This is a genomic window from Micromonospora sp. B11E3, from assembly GCF_039871625.1.
Classification (GTDB): Bacteria; Actinomycetota; Actinomycetes; order Mycobacteriales; family Micromonosporaceae; genus Micromonospora.
Genome location: NZ_JBDPMC010000051.1, coordinates 20,917 through 36,453 on the forward strand (window position 1 = coordinate 20,917; position 15,537 = coordinate 36,453).

15 protein-coding genes and 1 riboswitch are annotated in these 15,537 nt (G+C 75.0%); of the genes, 1 reads left to right on the forward strand and 14 read right to left on the reverse strand.

All coding sequences use genetic code 11. The annotated features are described in order from the left end of the window. Nucleotide 1 precedes the first annotated feature (1 nt). From ribD to rpe, 3 genes are all read right to left on the reverse strand, one after another. Entirely contained in the window at nt 2–1,063 is a 1,062-nt protein-coding gene (gene ribD / locus ABGB16_RS22830; protein ID WP_347670131.1) for a bifunctional diaminohydroxyphosphoribosylaminopyrimidine deaminase/5-amino-6-(5-phosphoribosylamino)uracil reductase RibD, read from the reverse strand. Nucleotides 1,064–1,219: 156 nt separating this feature from the next. Next, a riboswitch (FMN riboswitch) is annotated at nt 1,220–1,386 on the reverse strand. 79 nt (nt 1,387–1,465) lie between these two features. After that, on the reverse strand, nt 1,466–2,422 hold the full coding sequence (locus tag ABGB16_RS22835; protein WP_347670132.1) for a response regulator: 957 nt from the start codon (nt 2,420–2,422) through the stop codon (nt 1,466–1,468). 1 nt (nt 2,423) lies between these two features. Continuing rightward, complete coding sequence (rpe, locus tag ABGB16_RS22840; protein WP_145777293.1) at nt 2,424–3,104, reverse strand: ribulose-phosphate 3-epimerase; 681 nt, start codon at nt 3,102–3,104, stop codon at nt 2,424–2,426. A gap of 235 nt (nt 3,105–3,339) precedes the next feature. Between rpe and ABGB16_RS22845 the strand changes: the two genes are divergently transcribed. Further along, nucleotides 3,340–4,224 (forward strand): septum formation family protein, encoded by an 885-nt coding sequence (locus ABGB16_RS22845; RefSeq protein ID WP_347670133.1) that lies wholly within the window; start codon nt 3,340–3,342, stop codon nt 4,222–4,224. Between the two features lie 235 nt (nt 4,225–4,459). Here ABGB16_RS22845 and ABGB16_RS22850 read toward each other — a convergent pair whose 3' ends face one another. The 11 genes from ABGB16_RS22850 to pyrF all read right to left on the reverse strand — a co-directional run bounded on the left by ABGB16_RS22850 (nt 4,460) and on the right by pyrF (nt 15,531). Next, the gene (locus tag ABGB16_RS22850; RefSeq protein WP_347670134.1) at nt 4,460–5,974 is read right to left on the reverse strand and encodes a transcription antitermination factor NusB; all 1,515 of its coding nucleotides are present in this window, start codon (nt 5,972–5,974) and stop codon (nt 4,460–4,462) included. Then, nucleotides 5,971–6,897, reverse strand: a complete 927-nt coding sequence (gene fmt, locus ABGB16_RS22855) for a methionyl-tRNA formyltransferase (protein WP_347670135.1) — start codon at nt 6,895–6,897, stop codon at nt 5,971–5,973. The genes ABGB16_RS22850 and fmt overlap by 4 nt, the downstream gene beginning before the upstream one ends. A 4-nt stretch (nt 6,898–6,901) precedes the next feature. Continuing rightward, the gene (def, locus tag ABGB16_RS22860) at nt 6,902–7,462 is read right to left on the reverse strand and encodes a peptide deformylase (RefSeq protein ID WP_347670136.1); all 561 of its coding nucleotides are present in this window, start codon (nt 7,460–7,462) and stop codon (nt 6,902–6,904) included. A gap of 104 nt (nt 7,463–7,566) precedes the next feature. After that, the gene (locus ABGB16_RS22865) at nt 7,567–8,550 is read right to left on the reverse strand and encodes an AAA family ATPase (protein WP_347670137.1); all 984 of its coding nucleotides are present in this window, start codon (nt 8,548–8,550) and stop codon (nt 7,567–7,569) included. A gap of 207 nt (nt 8,551–8,757) precedes the next feature. Beyond that, the gene (locus tag ABGB16_RS22870; RefSeq protein ID WP_347670138.1) at nt 8,758–10,668 is read right to left on the reverse strand and encodes a primosomal protein N'; all 1,911 of its coding nucleotides are present in this window, start codon (nt 10,666–10,668) and stop codon (nt 8,758–8,760) included. Nucleotides 10,669–10,727: 59 nt separating this feature from the next. Beyond that, nucleotides 10,728–11,921, reverse strand: a complete 1,194-nt coding sequence (metK, locus tag ABGB16_RS22875; protein ID WP_347670139.1) for a methionine adenosyltransferase — start codon at nt 11,919–11,921, stop codon at nt 10,728–10,730. An 82-nt stretch (nt 11,922–12,003) separates the two neighbouring features. After that, nucleotides 12,004–13,215, reverse strand: coding sequence for a bifunctional phosphopantothenoylcysteine decarboxylase/phosphopantothenate--cysteine ligase CoaBC (gene coaBC, locus ABGB16_RS22880; RefSeq protein WP_347670140.1), 1,212 nt, complete (start codon nt 13,213–13,215; stop codon nt 12,004–12,006). Nucleotides 13,216–13,230: 15 nt separating this feature from the next. After that, the gene (rpoZ, locus tag ABGB16_RS22885; RefSeq protein ID WP_013285517.1) at nt 13,231–13,497 is read right to left on the reverse strand and encodes a DNA-directed RNA polymerase subunit omega; all 267 of its coding nucleotides are present in this window, start codon (nt 13,495–13,497) and stop codon (nt 13,231–13,233) included. Between the two features lie 120 nt (nt 13,498–13,617). Beyond that, a complete protein-coding gene (locus ABGB16_RS22890; protein ID WP_347670141.1) occupies nt 13,618–14,151 on the reverse strand; it encodes a guanylate kinase in 534 nt (177 codons plus the stop codon). A gap of 50 nt (nt 14,152–14,201) precedes the next feature. Then, complete coding sequence (mihF, locus tag ABGB16_RS22895) at nt 14,202–14,519, reverse strand: integration host factor, actinobacterial type (protein WP_347670142.1); 318 nt, start codon at nt 14,517–14,519, stop codon at nt 14,202–14,204. 172 nt (nt 14,520–14,691) lie between these two features. After that, a complete protein-coding gene (gene pyrF / locus ABGB16_RS22900; protein ID WP_347670143.1) occupies nt 14,692–15,531 on the reverse strand; it encodes an orotidine-5'-phosphate decarboxylase in 840 nt (279 codons plus the stop codon). Nucleotides 15,532–15,537: the final 6 nt, after the last annotated feature.

The window sequence follows — 15,537 nt, forward strand, 5'->3', positions numbered from 1 at the left end:
GTCAGCCCTCCCTCTTTCGGGGCAGCGCGGTGATCCGCAGGTCGGGGCCGACCTGCGTGACGTCGGTGAGTTCCAGGTCGATGGCGTCGGCGATCGTGCCCACGCCGGCGTCGAGCAGCGCGGTCGGGCCCGCGCCGAGCAGCTTCGGCGCGACGTACCCGACGATCCTGTCGACGAGGCCGGCGGCGAGGAACGCGCCGGCCAGCCGGGGCCCGCCCTCCAGCAGCGCCGCCCGCACGCCCCGGTGGTGCAGCTCCGCGAGCAGCGCCGGCAGGTCGACCCGGCCGTCCGGGTCGGCCCCGACCTCGGCGGCGGTGGCGACCCAGGTCCGGGCGGCGCCGTCGCGGACCCGGGCGTCGGCGGGGGTACGCCCCGACGAGTCGACCACGACCCGCAGCGGCTGGCGGATGGCCAGGCTGCCGTCGCGCAGGTTGCGGGCGGTGAGCCGGGGGTCGTCGGCCAGCACGGTGCCCACCCCGGCGATCACCGCGTCGACGGTGCCGCGCAGGGCGTGCACGTCGATCCGGGCCGCCTCGGAGGTGATCCACATGCTGGTGCCGTCGGCGGCGGCGGAGCGCCCGTCCAGCGTCGCGGCGTACTTCCAGATCAGGTACGGCCAGCCCCGTCGCATCGAGGTCAGCCAGGCGACGTTGCCGGCCTCGGCCTCGGCGGCGCGCAGCCCGACCTCGACGGCGACGCCGGCGGCGCGCAGGGTTGCGGCCCCACCGGAGGCGACGGGGTTGGGGTCGGGCACGGCGACCACCACCCGGGCCACGCCGGCCTGGATGAGGGCGAGGCTGCACGGGCCGGTGCGGCCGGTGTGGTCGCAGGGCTCCAGGGTGACCACGGCGGTGCCGCCGCGGGCCCGTTCGCCCGCCTGGGCGAGCGCGACGATCTCGGCGTGCGGCCCGCCCGCGTACGCGTGGAAGCCCTCCCCGACGACCTCGCCGCCCACGTCGAGCAGCACGCAGCCGACGACCGGGTTGGGGCTGGTCGTGCCGAGCCCGCGGGCCGCGAGCGCGATCGCCCGACGCATCGCCTCGTCGACGGGGACGCTGGCCATCCGCCCTGTCCTGCCCTCTCGCTCGCCGGTCCGGCGCTGGCGGTCAGGGGGATGGCTGCGGGCAGGCGGCGGCGGAGCCCGGGTACGGCGGAGCCGGCCCCGGGGAGCCCGCGCGGCGGCCGACACGCAGCGGCCGACACGGACCCGCCCCGTCCCGCGCGCTGTCTCCCATCCGGACTGTCTGGGGCGGCAGCCGCCCCAACCGTCGGCCCCGGATTCTCACCAGGTCCACCGGGCGGCAGAGCCGACCGGGTCGCGGGCTTACCACGGTCGGACCGTGGATCACCGCCGGTTCGGAATTACACCGAGTCCCGCCAGCGCGTGGTGGGTACCCCCGAAGTGTTGCACGCCGGGCGGCGAGCGTCTGCCCGGAGGCGACCTACCTCACAGTCCCCGGGAGGCTCAGGTGACCCCGCGCCGCCGGTCCACCGCCACGTACGACCCGGGTTGGCTCTTGGCGACCGACTTCATCTCGGAGGCGACGGCGATGGCCTCCAGGGGGTTGGTGAAGCGCTTCTGCGCGTCGGAGACGCAGACCCCGATCGAGAGGGTGACCAGCGCCGCGCGCCGGATGTTGCCCCGGCGGTCCTTCAGCTCGACGTAGCCGCGCTCGGCGTCGGCCGGGTCGTACAGCCGGTCGGCCGAGGTCTCGAAGTCCACGACGGCGCGGGAGGTGAGCGGCCGGATCTGCTCCGGGCTGCACACGATGACGAAGTCGTCGCCGCCGACGTGGCCGAGGAAGGCCGGCGGCAGCCCGAGCGAGACGACCGCCCGGTGCAGGCTGCGGGCCAGCGCCGAGATGAACTCGTCGCCCCGGACGAAGCCGTACCGGTCGTTGACGCTCTTGAACCGGTCGATGTCGACGTAGCCGACGGCGTAGTCGGTGCCGCTGCGTACCCGGTCGCTGATCTCCCGGCGGATCCGGCTGTTGCCCGGCAGGCCGGTCAGCGGGGAGACCTCGCGGAACTCCTTGTTGCGGCGCAGGGTGGAGCTGACCCGGGCCACCAGCTCGGCCGTGTCGAACGGCTTGACCAGGTAGTCGTCGGCGCCGGCGCTCAGGCCGTTGACCTTGTCCGAGGTCATGCCCTTGGCGGTCAACATGATCACCGGCAGGGCGGAGGTCATCGGGTCGGCGCGCAGCCGCCGGGTCAGCTCCAGGCCGTCGATGCGCGGCATCATCAGGTCCACCACGGCCAGGTCGGGCCGCTGCCGCTCGATGACCTCCAGGGCCTCCTGGCCGTCGCCGGCGTGCAGCACCTCGAAGCCGTGCAGCCGGAGGTTGAACTCGACGAACCGGGCGATGTCCGCGTCGTCGTCGACGACGAGGATGACATCGGGTCGCTCGTCGGACGGTTCCACCTCAGGCCCCGGCGGCCGCGCGTCGTGCCAGGTCCCGCAGTCGGCGGACCGCCTCGGCGGGATCGTCGGCGCCGTAGACCGCGGTGCCGGCGACGAAGGCGTCCGCGCCGGCGGCGGCCGCCTGCTCGATGGTGTCGGCGGCGATCCCGCCGTCGACCTCGATGCGCAGCTCCAGGTGGCCGGCGTCGACGTGCCGCCGGGCGGCGCGGACCTTGTCCAGCAGCTCGGGAATGAACCGTTGCCCACCGAAGCCGGCCTTGATCGTCATGATCAGCAGGGTGTCGAAGCTGGGCAGCAGCTCCAGGTACGGCTCGATCGGGGTGTCCCGGTCGATCGCCAGCCCGGCCTTCGCCCCGGCCGCCCGCAGGTCCTTGGCCAGCGCCACCGGGTTGTCGCACGCCTCGGCGTGGAAGGTGACGTTGTACGCCCCCGCGTCGGCGTACCCGGGGGCCCACCGGCGCGGATCGGTGATCATCAGGTGCACGTCGAACGGGAGCCTGGTCGCCGCCCGCAGGCTCTGCACCACGGGCAGCCCGATGGTCAGGTTCGGCACGAAGTGGTTGTCCATGACGTCCACGTGCAGCCAGTCCGCGGCGTCCTCGACGGCGCGGACCTCCTCGGCGAGGCGGGCGAAGTCGGCGGCGAGGATGCTGGGTGCGACGATCGGCGGCGGTACGGTCACCGGGCAAGTGTACGAACGCGTGATCGGCCGCTCGCCGCGGCCGGTGCGTGCGCTGTCTCCCGGGCGGCGACGGCCGTGGGCTCACCCGTTCGATGCGGGGCGCCGAGCCGCAGGGGCTACCCGCGATCCGGGCGTCGGTGCCGTATGCTCGCGCTCCGTGGGCGCCGGAGGCCGACGGTCCGTAGGGCCGGGCCGGGCGGTGGCACCGCACCACGAGCGACGGGGAGGTCGGCCAATGCGGCGATGGTGGACGGCGGTCGCCGTCGGTGCGACGGTGGCGGCGCTGGCCGGCTGCGGCGCGCCGGGCGGGGTGGACGGCGACCTCGTCGACGACTGGAAGGGGATGGCCGCCCCGACGCCGTTCGTGCCGGCCGTCGGCACCTGTCACCCCACGGTCCAGGAGGTCGGCTATCTCTCCGGCTACAACCCGGTGGACTGCGGGACGTCCCACCGGGTGGAGACGATCCACGTCGGAACGGTGACCGGGGCGGCCGCCGACCGGAGCACTCCCCCGGCCGCCGGGTCGGCCGGGATCAAGGCGGTGCGCGCCGAGTGTGACCGGGAGGTCAACAAGGCGGTGGGCGCCGACTGGCGCTCGGGCCGGCTCTTCCTCTCCACGGTCTTCCCGTCCCGCCAGGCGTGGAAGGGCGGGGCCCGGTGGTTCCGCTGCGACCTCAACGAGGTGGAGAGCGTGGACGACTCCAACGTCGTCCCGCGCACCGCCAGCCTCAAGGGCGCGCTGAGCGGCAACTCCCCGCTGGCGCACCGCTGCTTCCAGCCGAAGATCAAGAACAGCACCGTGGACGAGATGACGGCGGTCCCGTGCACCAAGAAGCACCGGGCCGAGTTCGTCGGCGTCTACCAGGCGCCGGACGTCGCCTTCAACCAGATCGACAACAACCGGCTGCGCATCCACCGGGGCTGCCGCGCCCAGATCGCCTCGTACGTCAAGGTGCCGAACAACGGGGATCTGGAGTACCGGGCGGGGACGATCTTCTACCACGCCTTCGAGGCGGAGTGGACGGACGGCAACCGGGGCGTGCAGTGCTTCCTCTGGGTCGACCGCGACCTCACCCGCTCGCTCAAGGGCGCCGGCACCAAGGGCCTGCCGATCCGCTGATCCCGCCCGCCCGGCGGGGGGACAGGGCTGAGCCCGCCCGGGCCGGAGCAGGACTCTGAACCCACCCGGGCCGGAGGCGAGGCTGAGCCCGGCCGGGGCGGAACAACGCTGAGCCCGGCCGGGGCGGGGACCTGCCGTAAGCCGTGGGGCGGGACACCGATGGTCGCCGGGGCCGAGCGATCCCGCTCGGCCCCGGCGTCGTTCCGTCACCCGACCCCGGCGGGGCCGTTGCCGCTCAGCCGCGGCGCAGCACCGCGAGGAACATGGCGTCCGTGCCGTGCCGGTGCGGCCACAGCTGCACGCTCGGCCCGTCCCCCAGCCCGGGCATGCCGGCCGGCAGCAGCGGCCGGGCGTCGACGAAGTCCGCCGGCACCCCGGCCCGGCGGGCCGCCTCGGTCACCGTCACATGCGTCTCGACGATGTGCGGGGAGCAGGTCACGTAGGCGACCAGGCCGCCCGGACGCGCCGCCCGCAGCGCCGCCGACAGCAACTCCCGCTGCAGCCGGGTCAGCGGCGGCAGGTCCGACGGCTGCCGCCGCCAGCGGGACTCCGGCCGGCGGCGCAGCGCGCCCAACCCGGTGCACGGGGCGTCCACCAGCACCCGGTCGAAGTGCCCCTCCGGCAGCTGCGGATCGCCGCCGACCGTGCGCCCGTCGGTGTTCAGCACGGTCACCGGCAGCCCCCGGGTGGCCTGGGCGACCAGCCGGGCCCGGTGCTCCGCCACCTCGACCGCGGTCAGCTCCGCGCCGCGCTGCGCGGCCAGCGCGCCGAGCAGGCCCGACTTGCCGCCCGGCCCGGCGCACAGGTCGAGCCAGTGCGCGTCCGGGCCGTCCAGGGGCGCGTCCGCGAGGGCGTTGGCGACCAGCTGGGAGCCCTCGTCCTGGACGTGCGCGCGCCCCTCGGTCACCGCCCGCAGGTCGCCCGGCGCGCCGCCCGGCAGGTAGACCGCGTACGGGGAGAATGCGCCAGGCGCGCCGCCGACCTCGTCGGCCAGCTCGGCCGCGTCGGCCCGGCCCGGCCGGGCGCACAGGTGCACCGGCGGGCGCTCGTTGTCCTCGATCAGCAGGCGGGTGGTCTCGCCCAGGTCGCCGCCGAGCGCCTCGGCGAACGCCCGGACGATCCACTGCGGGTGGCTGTACGCCAGGGCCAGGTGCCCGATCGGGTCGGCCTCCGCGTCCGGGGCGAGCTTCGCCACCCAGGTGTCGACGTCGCCGGTGGCGACCTCGCGCAGCACCGCGTTGGCGAACCCGGTGGCGCCGGGGCCGACCGCCCGGACCAGGTCGACCGTCGAGGAGACCGCCGCGTGCGGCGGCACCCGGGTGTGCAGCAGCTGGTACGCGCCCAGCCGCAGCGCGTCGCGCACCGGCGGGTCGATCCGGGCGACGTCCCGCCCGGCGGCGGCCCCGAGGATCGCGTCGAGGGTGCCGGTGTGCCGCAGGGTGCCGTACGTCAGCTCGGTGGCGAAGGCCGCGTCCCGGCCGGTGAGCCCGGCGTCGCGCAGCATCGCCGGCAGCACCAGGTTGGCGTACGCGTCGTCGCGGTGCACCGCCGCGACCGCCTCGTACGCGACGTGCCGGGGCAGGTCGGCCACCGGCCGCGCGGGCCGACGGCCGTCTCGCCGGTCCCCGCCGCCCCGCCGGTCCCCGCCGCTCGGCCGGCCGCCGCCCCGCCGGTCCGCGCCGCCCCGCCGGTCGGCGCTACCGCGGCCGCCGGCAGGTGCCTGTCGCGGGCTCTCCGCCGGCCCCGTCACGCGAGCTCCTCCCCGGCGGCGACCCGGGCGCCACGCGCCCAGTCGACCGCCGGCATCGCCCGCTTGCCCGCGGCCCGCACCTCGCCGAGGCGGACCGGGGCGGTGGCCGTGCCGGCCAGCACCCGGGACTTCTCCACCAGCAGCTCGCCGGGCTTCAGCTCCGGGCCCCCGGCCACCGGCATGACCGGGCCGAGCTTGACCCGCTCGCCGCGGAACGTGGTCCACGGGCCGGGCGCCGGCGTGCAGGCCCGGATCCGCCGGTCCACCGCGAACGCCGGGTCGGCCCAGCGCACCCGCGCGTCCTCCACCGTCAGCTTCGGTGCCAGCGACACCCCGTCGGCGGGCTGCGGCTCGGCCCGCGCGGTGCCCGCCCCGATCGCGTCGAGGACCGCGACCAGCAGGCCGGCCCCGGAGTGGGCGAGCCGCTCCAGCAGGTCCCCGGAGGTGTCCGTCGGGCGGATCTCGTCGGTGAGGGTGCCGTAGACGGGGCCAGTGTCCAGCCCCTGTTCCAACTGGAAGACGCTGGCCCCGGTCAGCTCGTCGCCGTGCAGCACGGCGTGCTGGACGGGGGCCGCCCCGCGCCAGGCGGGCAGCAGGGAGAAGTGCAGGTTCACCCAGCCGTGCCGGGGGATCTCCAGCGCGGCCGGCGGCACCAGCGCGCCGTACGCCACGACCGGGACGCAGTCGGGGGCCAGCTCGCGCAGCCGGTCGAGGAACTCGGGCTCGCGCGGGCGCGCCGGGGTGAGCACCTCGACGCCGTGCTCGTCGGCCCACGCGCCGACCGGGGAGCGCACCAGGCCCCGACCCCGACCGGCCGGGGCGTCGGGGCGGGTGACCACGGCGAGCAGCTCGTGGCCGGAGGCCGCGACGGCGGCCAGGGCGGGTACGGCGACGGCCGGCGTGCCGGCGAAGATCAGGCGCACGGGATCACCGCCCCAGGCCGAACGGGTTGCCGGCGGCGTGGGGAGTGAGCTTGACGGTCGGCGGGGCGGCGGGGTCGTACCACTCCGCCTGGCGGATCGCCTTCATCGCCTCCTTGCGGCCGGCCGGGTCGAGCCGGTCGACGAAGAGCACCCCGTCGAGGTGGTCGGTCTCGTGCTGCACGCAGCGGGCCATCAGCCCGGTGCCGACGATCTGCACCGGGTCCCCGTAGCCGTTGAAGCCCTTGGCGATCACGTTCTGCCGGCGCTTCGTGTCGAAGTAGAGCCCGGGGATGGACAGGCAGCCCTCCGGGCCGTCCTGTTCCTCCTCGTCGGGGAACTCCAGCACCGGGTTGACCAGGTGGCCGAGCACGTCGTCGACGTCGAAGGTGAACACCCGCAGGCCCACGCCGAGCTGGGGCGCGGCGAGGCCGGCGCCGCTCTGCTCACGCATCGTGTCGGTCAGGTCGGCGATAAGCCTGCGCAGCTCGGCGTCGAAGTCGACCACCGGGTCGGCCGGGGTGCGCAGCACCGGATCGCCGAACAGACGGATGGGCTGGACGGTCACGCGGGGTGGCTCCTTCGGCTGGGCGGCGGTGATACGACAGTGGCCGGACCCAGTCTACGGAGTGGCCGGAGCGGCCCCGGCCGGCGTACGGCGATCGGTGGCGCTCAGGCGCCCGATACGGGGTCACCGGCGAGCACGGCGTCCCCGGCGAGCAGGCAGTGCTCCGGCAGCGGCAACTGGATCCCGTGCGCCGCCTCCCAGTCGTACACGGTGCTGGGGCGGACCTGGGCGGCGAAGTAGTCCACGGCGCTCATCCCGCCGACCACCGGCTCGTCGGCCTCGGCGACCAGCCGGCCCGGCACCAGCGGGAAGCCGTTCTGGATGGCGGCGCTGAGCCGACGGTGACCGTCGACGACGTAGAAGTACCGCCCCGTGTAGCCGATCGCCAGCGGCTCCAGCGCCTCGTCCCCGGCGCGGCCGACCTCGCCGACGAACCCGGAGTCCCACAGCCCGCGCAGGGCGCCGACCTCCTCGGTCGGGTAGACCCGGGCCGGGTCGAGCAGCAGCAGCGGCGGGCCGTCGCGGAGCACGTCGGCGCCGAGCCGGCCCTCGTAGGCGTCGACGATGTGCTCGATCACCTGCTCCGGGTTGGCCCGGGTGGTGTCGCAGATCAGGTCGTAGTTGCGCAGCCGGGCCTTGTCGACGCCGTAGCGGACGATGAACCGGCCCCGCTCGCTCTCGCTGCGCTCGTGCAGCTTGACCTTCGCCTCCTCGAGGGAGGTGTAGCTCTCGGCCGGGCCGGAGGGGCGGGCCAGCACCCGGCGGGCCGCCTCGGTCGGCTCGGTGATCATGTGCACCTTGAGCGCGTCGGTGAAGAAGTGCCACGCCAGCCGGGAGTCCATGACGAGGCGCTCGCCGGAGGCGGCGATGTCCTGCTGGAGCTGGTCGACGTAGCCGTCGACGGCCTGGTCGAGCTCGGCGTGCAGGTTGAGCTGGAGCGCGGTCATCTGCCGCTCCTGCGCCATCTGGCGGTAGAGGTCGCCGACGCTGACCCGGCGCATCCCCAGCCGCTTGGCGATCTCGATGGAGACGGTGCTCTTGCCGCTGCCGAGGTCACCGTTGAAGACGATCGACTGACGAAGGGTCACGACTGGTCCACCCCTGCTCACCGGCTGATTGACATCATCGAATGGCGTCGTTTCCGACGCCCTTTCCGCCATCGTCACGATCCTGCGACGACTCCGGCTCGGCGCGTCTGGCACCGCCGCGACCTGGAGCCGCCGTAATGACGGGCGATGCTATCACGCTTACCCAACACGGATCGTGACGACGCCCGGAACGGAAGGGCGGCGGTTTCAGAACAGCGTCAGCGGGTCGACCTGGAGGCGTACCGGGTCGGCCGCCTTGCGGGCGGCGCGGACCCCGGCCGCGGTGTGCAGCGCCCCGGCGAGCGCCGCCGCCCGGGCCCGGGGCACCCGGACCAGCATCCGCTCCCGGTCGCCGTCGGCGGGAACCGGGCCGAGCACCTCGGCGTCCTCGGGCAGCCGGGTCTCGGCCAGCAAATCGGCCACGGCGTCGGCCGGGCCGGTGACGCTGGCCATCCGCACCGCGGGTGGGAAGCCCAGCTCGCGCCGCTCGGCCAGCTCCCGGGCGGCGAACCAGGCGGCGTCCCAGCGCAGCAGCGCCTGCACCGGCGCCAGCGCGCCGTCGGCGACCACCACCACCCGGCCGCCGGCCGCGGCGGGCCGGGCCAGCGCGGCGGCGGCGAGCCAGCGCCGCAGCGCCTCCTCCCCGGCCCGCAGGTCGGCCCGGGTGAGCAGGGCCCACGAGTCGAGCAGCAGGACCGCGCCGTAGCCACCCTCGGCGACCGGCTCGGCGCCCGGCGTGGCCACGACGAGGCCGGCCCCGCCGGGCACGGTGGTCAGCACCTCCTCCCGGCCGGACGTGCGCACCGGCACGCCGGGGAAGGCCCGGCCCAGCTCCTCGGCGGTCCGCCGGGCCCCGGTGACGGCCGCGCGCAGCCGCCGCCCGTCGCACTCGGGGCAGGCGTACGCGGCGGTCACCCGCCCGCACCAGCGGCAGGTGGGCGGGGCGGCGGCCGAGGGCAGGGCCAGCGGGCCGGCGCAGTGCGGGCAGCGCGCCGGGGCGCGGCAGTCGGCGCAGGAGACCGAGGGCACGTAGCCACGGCGGGGCACCTGGACCAGCACCGGGGCGTCGGCGCGCACCGCGTCCCGGGCGGCGGCCCAGGCCAGGCTGGGCAGCCGGGCGGTCGCGGCGCCGGGGTCGCGGGCCAGTTGCGGGTCGTCGCCGGTCGGCGTGATGGCCGGGGTACGCGCCCGCAGGGTGGCCCGGTCGGCCACCACCTCCCGGGCCCAGCGGGTCTCCACCAGCAGCTGCGCCTCGGCGCTGCGGGCGTACCCGCCGACCAGGGCCGCCGCGCCGGCGAGCTGGGCGCGGGTGAGCAGCACCTCCCGGGCGTGCGGGTAGGGGGCGCGCGGCTCGGCGTGCAGGTCGTCGCCGTCGTCGACGATGGCGACGAGGCCGAGCCGGTGGACCGGGGCGAACATCGCGGCGCGGGTGCCGGCCACCACGGCGACGTCGCCGCGGCGGGCGGCCAGGAACGCCCGGTAGCGGCGGGCCGGGCCGGCCGCGGCGGCGAGGCTGACGTGCCGGTCCGGGCCGAGCGCGGCGGTCAGCGCCGCGTCGAGGCGGTCGAGGTCCCGGGCGTCGGGCACCACGACCACCGCGCCGCGCCCGCCGGCCACGGTGGCGGCGACCGCCTCGGCGTACCGGGCGGGCCAGTCCTCGCCGGGCAGCGCGGACCAGACCGCCCGGGCGGGCCGGCCGTCGGTCAGGGCGCGCAGGAAGGCCGGCCCGGCGGGGTACGCGCGCCAGCCGGCCGCCTCCGGCGGGTCGAGGGGGGCGGGGGGCTGCGCCGGGGCGTGGGGTTCCTTCTCCACGCGGGCGTGCCGGGGCGGCACGGCCAGCCGGAGCACGTCGGCGAGGCTGCCGGCGTACCGGTCGGCGACGGCCCGGGCGAGCCGGGCGATCTCCGGGGCGAGCACGGGCTCCGGCGAGACCACCTTCTCCAGGTACGCCAGCCGCCCGGTGTGCCCCGAGTCGTCGGCCCGCTCCAGCAGCCAGCCGTCGACGAGCTGACCGGCGAAGCGCACCTTGACCCGGACGCCGGGCGCGGCGACGGCGTCCAGCTCGGCGGGGACCAGGTAGTCGAAGGGGCGGTCCAGGTGGGCGAGCGGCACGTCCACGCAGACGCGAGCGACCGGCGACCCGTCCGCGGGCCGCCGGTCGCTACGCCTGGTGCCGGTCAGGCTCCCGCGGCCGACTTGAGGTCGGCGGCCCGGTCGGTGCTCTCCCAGGTCAGGTCGGGCAGTTCCCGGCCGAAGTGGCCGTACGCCGCGGTCTGCCGGTAGATCGGGCGGAGCAGGTTCAGGTCCCGGATGATGGCGGCCGGACGCAGGTCGAACACCTCGCTGACGGCCTTCTCGATCGAGGCGACCGGCACGGTCTCGGTGCCGAACGTCTCGATGAACAGGCTCACCGGGTGGGCCTTGCCGATCGCGTACGCGACCTGCGCCTCGCAGCGCTCGGCCAGGCCGGCGGCGACCACGTTCTTGGCCACCCAGCGCATGGCGTACGCGGCCGACCGGTCGACCTTGGACGGGTCCTTGCCGGAGAACGCGCCGCCGCCGTGGCGGGCGTACCCGCCGTACGTGTCGACGATGATCTTCCGGCCGGTGAGACCGGCGTCACCCATCGGGCCGCCGATCTCGAAGCGCCCGGTCGGGTTGACCAGCAGCCGGTACCCGTCGATGTCCAGGCCCAGGCTCTCCAGCTCGGGGGCGATGACGTGGTCGCGCACGTCCGGGGTGAGCAGCGACTCCAGCGAGATGTCGGCCGCGTGCTGGCTGGACACGACGACCGTGTTCAGCCGGACCGGGCGCAGCCCCTCGTACTCGATGGTGACCTGCGTCTTGCCGTCGGGGCGCAGGTACGGGATCGTGCCGTCCTTGCGCGCCGCGGTCAGCCGGCGGGCCAGCCGGTGCGCCAGCGCGATCGGCAGCGGCATCAGCTCGGGCGTCTCGGAGCAGGCGAAGCCGAACATCATGCCCTGGTCGCCGGCGCCCTGCGCGTCCAGCGCGCTCTCCGACGCCCCGGTACGCAGCTCCATCGCGTTGTCGACGCCCTGCGCGATGTCCGGGGACTGCGCGCCGATGGAGACGCTGACCCCGCAGGACGCCCCGTCGAAGCCCTTCTTCGAGGAGTCGTAGCCGATGTCGAGGATCGTCTCCCGGACGATGCTCGGGATGTCTGCGTAGGCCTTGGTCGTCACCTCACCCGCGACGTGCACCTGGCCGGTGGTGATCAGGGTCTCGACGGCCACGCGACTGTGCGCGTCCTGGGTGAGCAATGCGTCGAGAATGCCGTCGCTGATCTGGTCTGCGATCTTGTCCGGGTGGCCTTCCGTGACCGATTCGGACGTGAAGAGGCGGCGTGTCACGGCACTCCTAAGTTAAGGAAAAGTCGTTCCGCGGAAGTGTAGTCACCCATACTTGCGAAGAACATGATCCGTCAGGTTGGAGTCACCGTTCGGGCATGCCAGCCAGGCGGGGCACCACGAGGTCCCAGACGGCGTCGGCGAGGTCCTCCTTGGAGCGCTCCGGTATGACGCACACGGAGCCGTCCGCGCCGATGACGGTCGCCGCGTTCGTCTCGGCGCCGAAGACCTTGTTCAGCCCGACCTCGTTGACGACGATGAGGTCCGCCCGCTTGCGGGCGAGCTTGGCCCGGCCGTTGGCCTCGGCGTCGCCGGTCTCCGCGGCGAACACCACCAGCACCTGACCCGGCCGGCGCCGCCGGCCGAGTTCCACGGCGATGTCCGGGTTGGTGACGAGATCGATGGTAGGCGGCCCGGCGTCCGATTTCTTGATTTTCGCCGGGGCGTAGCTGGCCGGGCGAAAATCGGCGGGCGCCGCCGCCATCACCACCACGTCCGCGCCGGCCGCCGCGTCGAGGGTGGCCGTCCGCAGTTCCTCGGTGGTGCCGACCCGGACCAGGTCGACGCCGGCCGGGTCGGCGAGCGACACGTTGGCGGCGATCAGGGTCACCCGGGCGCCCCGGGCGACCGCCGCGCGGGCGAAGGCGTAGCCCTGCTTGCCGGAGGAACGGTTGCCGAGGAACCGCACCGGGTCGAGCGGCTCGCGGGTGCCGCCGGCGGTCACCACCACGTGCCGGCCGGCCAGGTCGGCGGGCGCGTCGACGCCCCGGGCGAGGGCCCGCCGGGCCACGGCGAAGATCTCCGCCGGGTCGGGCAGCCGGCCCTTGCCGGTGTCGGCACCGGTGAGCCGGCCGACGGCCGGCTCGATCACCCGGACGCCCCGGGAGCGCAGCGTGGCGACGTTGGCCACCGTGGCCGGGTGCTCCCACATCTCGGTGTGCATCGCCGGGGCGAGCACCACCGGGCACCGGGCGGTGAGCAGGGTGTTGGTGAGCAGGTCGTCGGCGAGGCCGTGGGCGGCCTTGGCGAGCAGGTCGGCGGTGGCGGGGGCGACCACGACCAGGTCGGCCCGCTGGCCGAGCCGGACGTGCGGCACCTCGTGCACGTCGGACCAGACGTCGTCGGCCACGGGCTGGCCGGACAGGGCGGCCCAGGTCGGCGCTCCGACGAAGCGGAGCGCCGACGCGGTCGGCACGACGCGGACGCGATGGCCCGACTCGGTGAACAGCCGCAGCAGCTCACACGCCTTGTAGGCGGCGATGCCGCCGCCGACTCCGAGGACGATCTCGGCGGACATCGACGCGCGGCGGGGTTACGGCTGGTCGGTCGGCTCGGCCGTGAGCAGCCCCGCGTTGATCTCGCGCATGGCGATGGAGAGGGGCTTCTCCTGGGGGGTGGTCTCCACCAGCGGGCCCACGTACTCCAGCAGGCCCTCGCCGAGCTGGCTGTAGTAGGCGTTGACCTGGCGGGCGCGCTTCGCGGCGAAGATCACCAGGGCGTACTTCGACGTCGTCTTCTCGAGGAGCTCGTCGATCGGCGGGTTGGTGATGCCCTCGGGGTTGGTGGCGATGGATCCCACGAAATAACCTCTGCGTCTCTCCACCGCGCGGAGGCGGTGGTCCGACAACCGCGCGGCCGCGGTTGAGTGGTCTGGCAACCACGTCGGCGCGGTTGAGTCGTCTCTCAACTGAGCCGTCTCTCAACCGGTCGGGCGCGGTTGGGCCGGAGCCAGGAAGGAAGAACCGAACAAGCCTACCAGCTCGTCCACCGCCTGCCCGGTCAGGTCGTGCGTCACGAGGTGGTCCGCCGCCGCCGCGACGGCCGGGTCGGGCCGCCAGCCCGGAGGGGCGAGCAGGACCAGCCGGGCGCGCGGCCACGCGGCGCGCAGGGCGAGCGCCCCGGGGAGATCGAGCGGGAGCAGCGCCGGCTGGCCGGCGGCGAGCCGGGCCCACACGGGCCGGGCCGGCGTGCCCCGCCGGTACGGCCCGATCCGGGCCCACTCCAGCAACTCCCCGGCGGCGGCCAGGCGGTCGAACTCCGCCGGGTCGAGGAAGCACCGGTCGACGCCGTCCACCTCACCGTTGCGGCGCGCCCGGGTGGTGGCCGGCACCGGCGTCCAGGCCGATGGGAAACGCGCCCGGAACAGCTCCGCCACACGGTCCGCGCCGGCCCCGGAAGGGCCGGACAGGACGGTGAGCCGAGCTGCCGGGCGCGCCTCGTCATCCGTGCTCACGGCTCGTTTCTACACGCCTGCCGTGGCCAGGTCGCGGCGAACCGCCGCGGTCAGTTGGCGCTGAACTCGCCGAGCAGGGCCTTGCGCTGCTGCTCGCCCAGGCCGCGCAGGCGGCGGCTGTCGGCGATCTTCAGCTTCTCCATGATCTGGGTCGCCCGGATCTTGCCGATGCCCGGCATCGCCTGGAGGACGGCCGAAACCTTGAGCTTGCCGACGACGTCGTCGCCCTCCGCCCGCTCGAGGACGGCGGCGAGGGTGGTCTTGCCCTGCTTGAGCTGCTCCTTCAGCTCAGCGCGGGCCTTGCGAATCTCCGCAGCCTTTTCGAGCGCAGCGGCACGCTGCTCGGGGGTCAGTGACGGGAGGGGCACCAGTTCTCCTCAGGTCCCTATCGCGACGGGCGGGACGCCACGTCGCTGTGAAACGTGGTGTCGCTGAAAACCAAAGGGGTCCGTGGTTCCCAGCGCCGGGAAAACTAGCGGTCGCGCGCGCATTCGGCAACGTGGGCACGCGGCGGGCGCGGCAGAGTTACCGAGCCGCGACTCAGTCGGGGACGCCCAAAGCCGTGCGGCAGTCGGTCAGGACCCGGTCGGCGGCGGCCCGCAGCGCGGCCACGTCCGGCCCGGCGTGCAGCACCTCCCGCGAATAGGACGGCAGCACCCACGGGAGGCTAAAGCCGAAGACCGTACGCAGATCCGCCGCCGTCGCGCCCTGCGCGCCGAGCCCCGGGGCGAGGAGCGGACCGCGCACGGCGGAGAGGTCGTGGCCGGTGTCGCCGACCGTCGCCCCGACCACCAGGCCGAAGCTGCCGAGCGGCTCCGCATCGCGGTTGAGCTGGGCAATCTGGTCGATCACGGCCTGCGCGACGGTCCGCCCGTCGGCGGTGCGGGCCCGCTGCACCGCCGCCCCCTCGGGGTTGGAGGTCAGCGCCAGGACGAACACCCCGCCACCGTGCGCCGCGGCGAGCTCGAACATCGGGGCCAGCGACCCTACTCCCAGGTAGGGGCTCGCCGTCACCGCATCGACATACAGGGGACTGGATGGATTCAGGTACGCCGACGCGTAGGCGGCGACGGTCGATCCGATGTCGCCGCGTTTGACGTCGAGAAGAACGAGTGCGCCGGCATTCCGTAACTGTCGGATAGTTGACTCAAGCACCGCGATGCCCCGAGATCCGAAGCGTTCGAAGAAGGCCGACTGTGGTTTGACCACCGCCACCCGGTCGCCGAGCGCCTCCACGACAGTGCGGCTGAACCGCTCCAGCCCGGTCACGTCGTCCGGCAGCCCCCACCGGGCCAGCAGCCCCGGGTGCGGGTCGATGCCCACGCACAGCGGCCCCCGCCGCGCCACCGCCCGGTGCAACCGGCTTCCGAAGCTCTCCATTCGGCC

Coding starts and splice junctions, on each gene's coding strand:
- ribD (WP_347670131.1), bottom strand. CDS start 1,063: ATGGCCAGCGTCCCCGTCGACGAGGCGATGCGTCGGGCGATCGCGCTC.
- ABGB16_RS22845 (WP_347670133.1), top strand. CDS start 3,340: ATGCGGCGATGGTGGACGGCGGTCGCCGTCGGTGCGACGGTGGCGGCG.
- coaBC (WP_347670140.1), bottom strand. CDS start 13,215: ATGTCCGCCGAGATCGTCCTCGGAGTCGGCGGCGGCATCGCCGCCTAC.
- pyrF (WP_347670143.1), bottom strand. CDS start 15,531: ATGGAGAGCTTCGGAAGCCGGTTGCACCGGGCGGTGGCGCGGCGGGGG.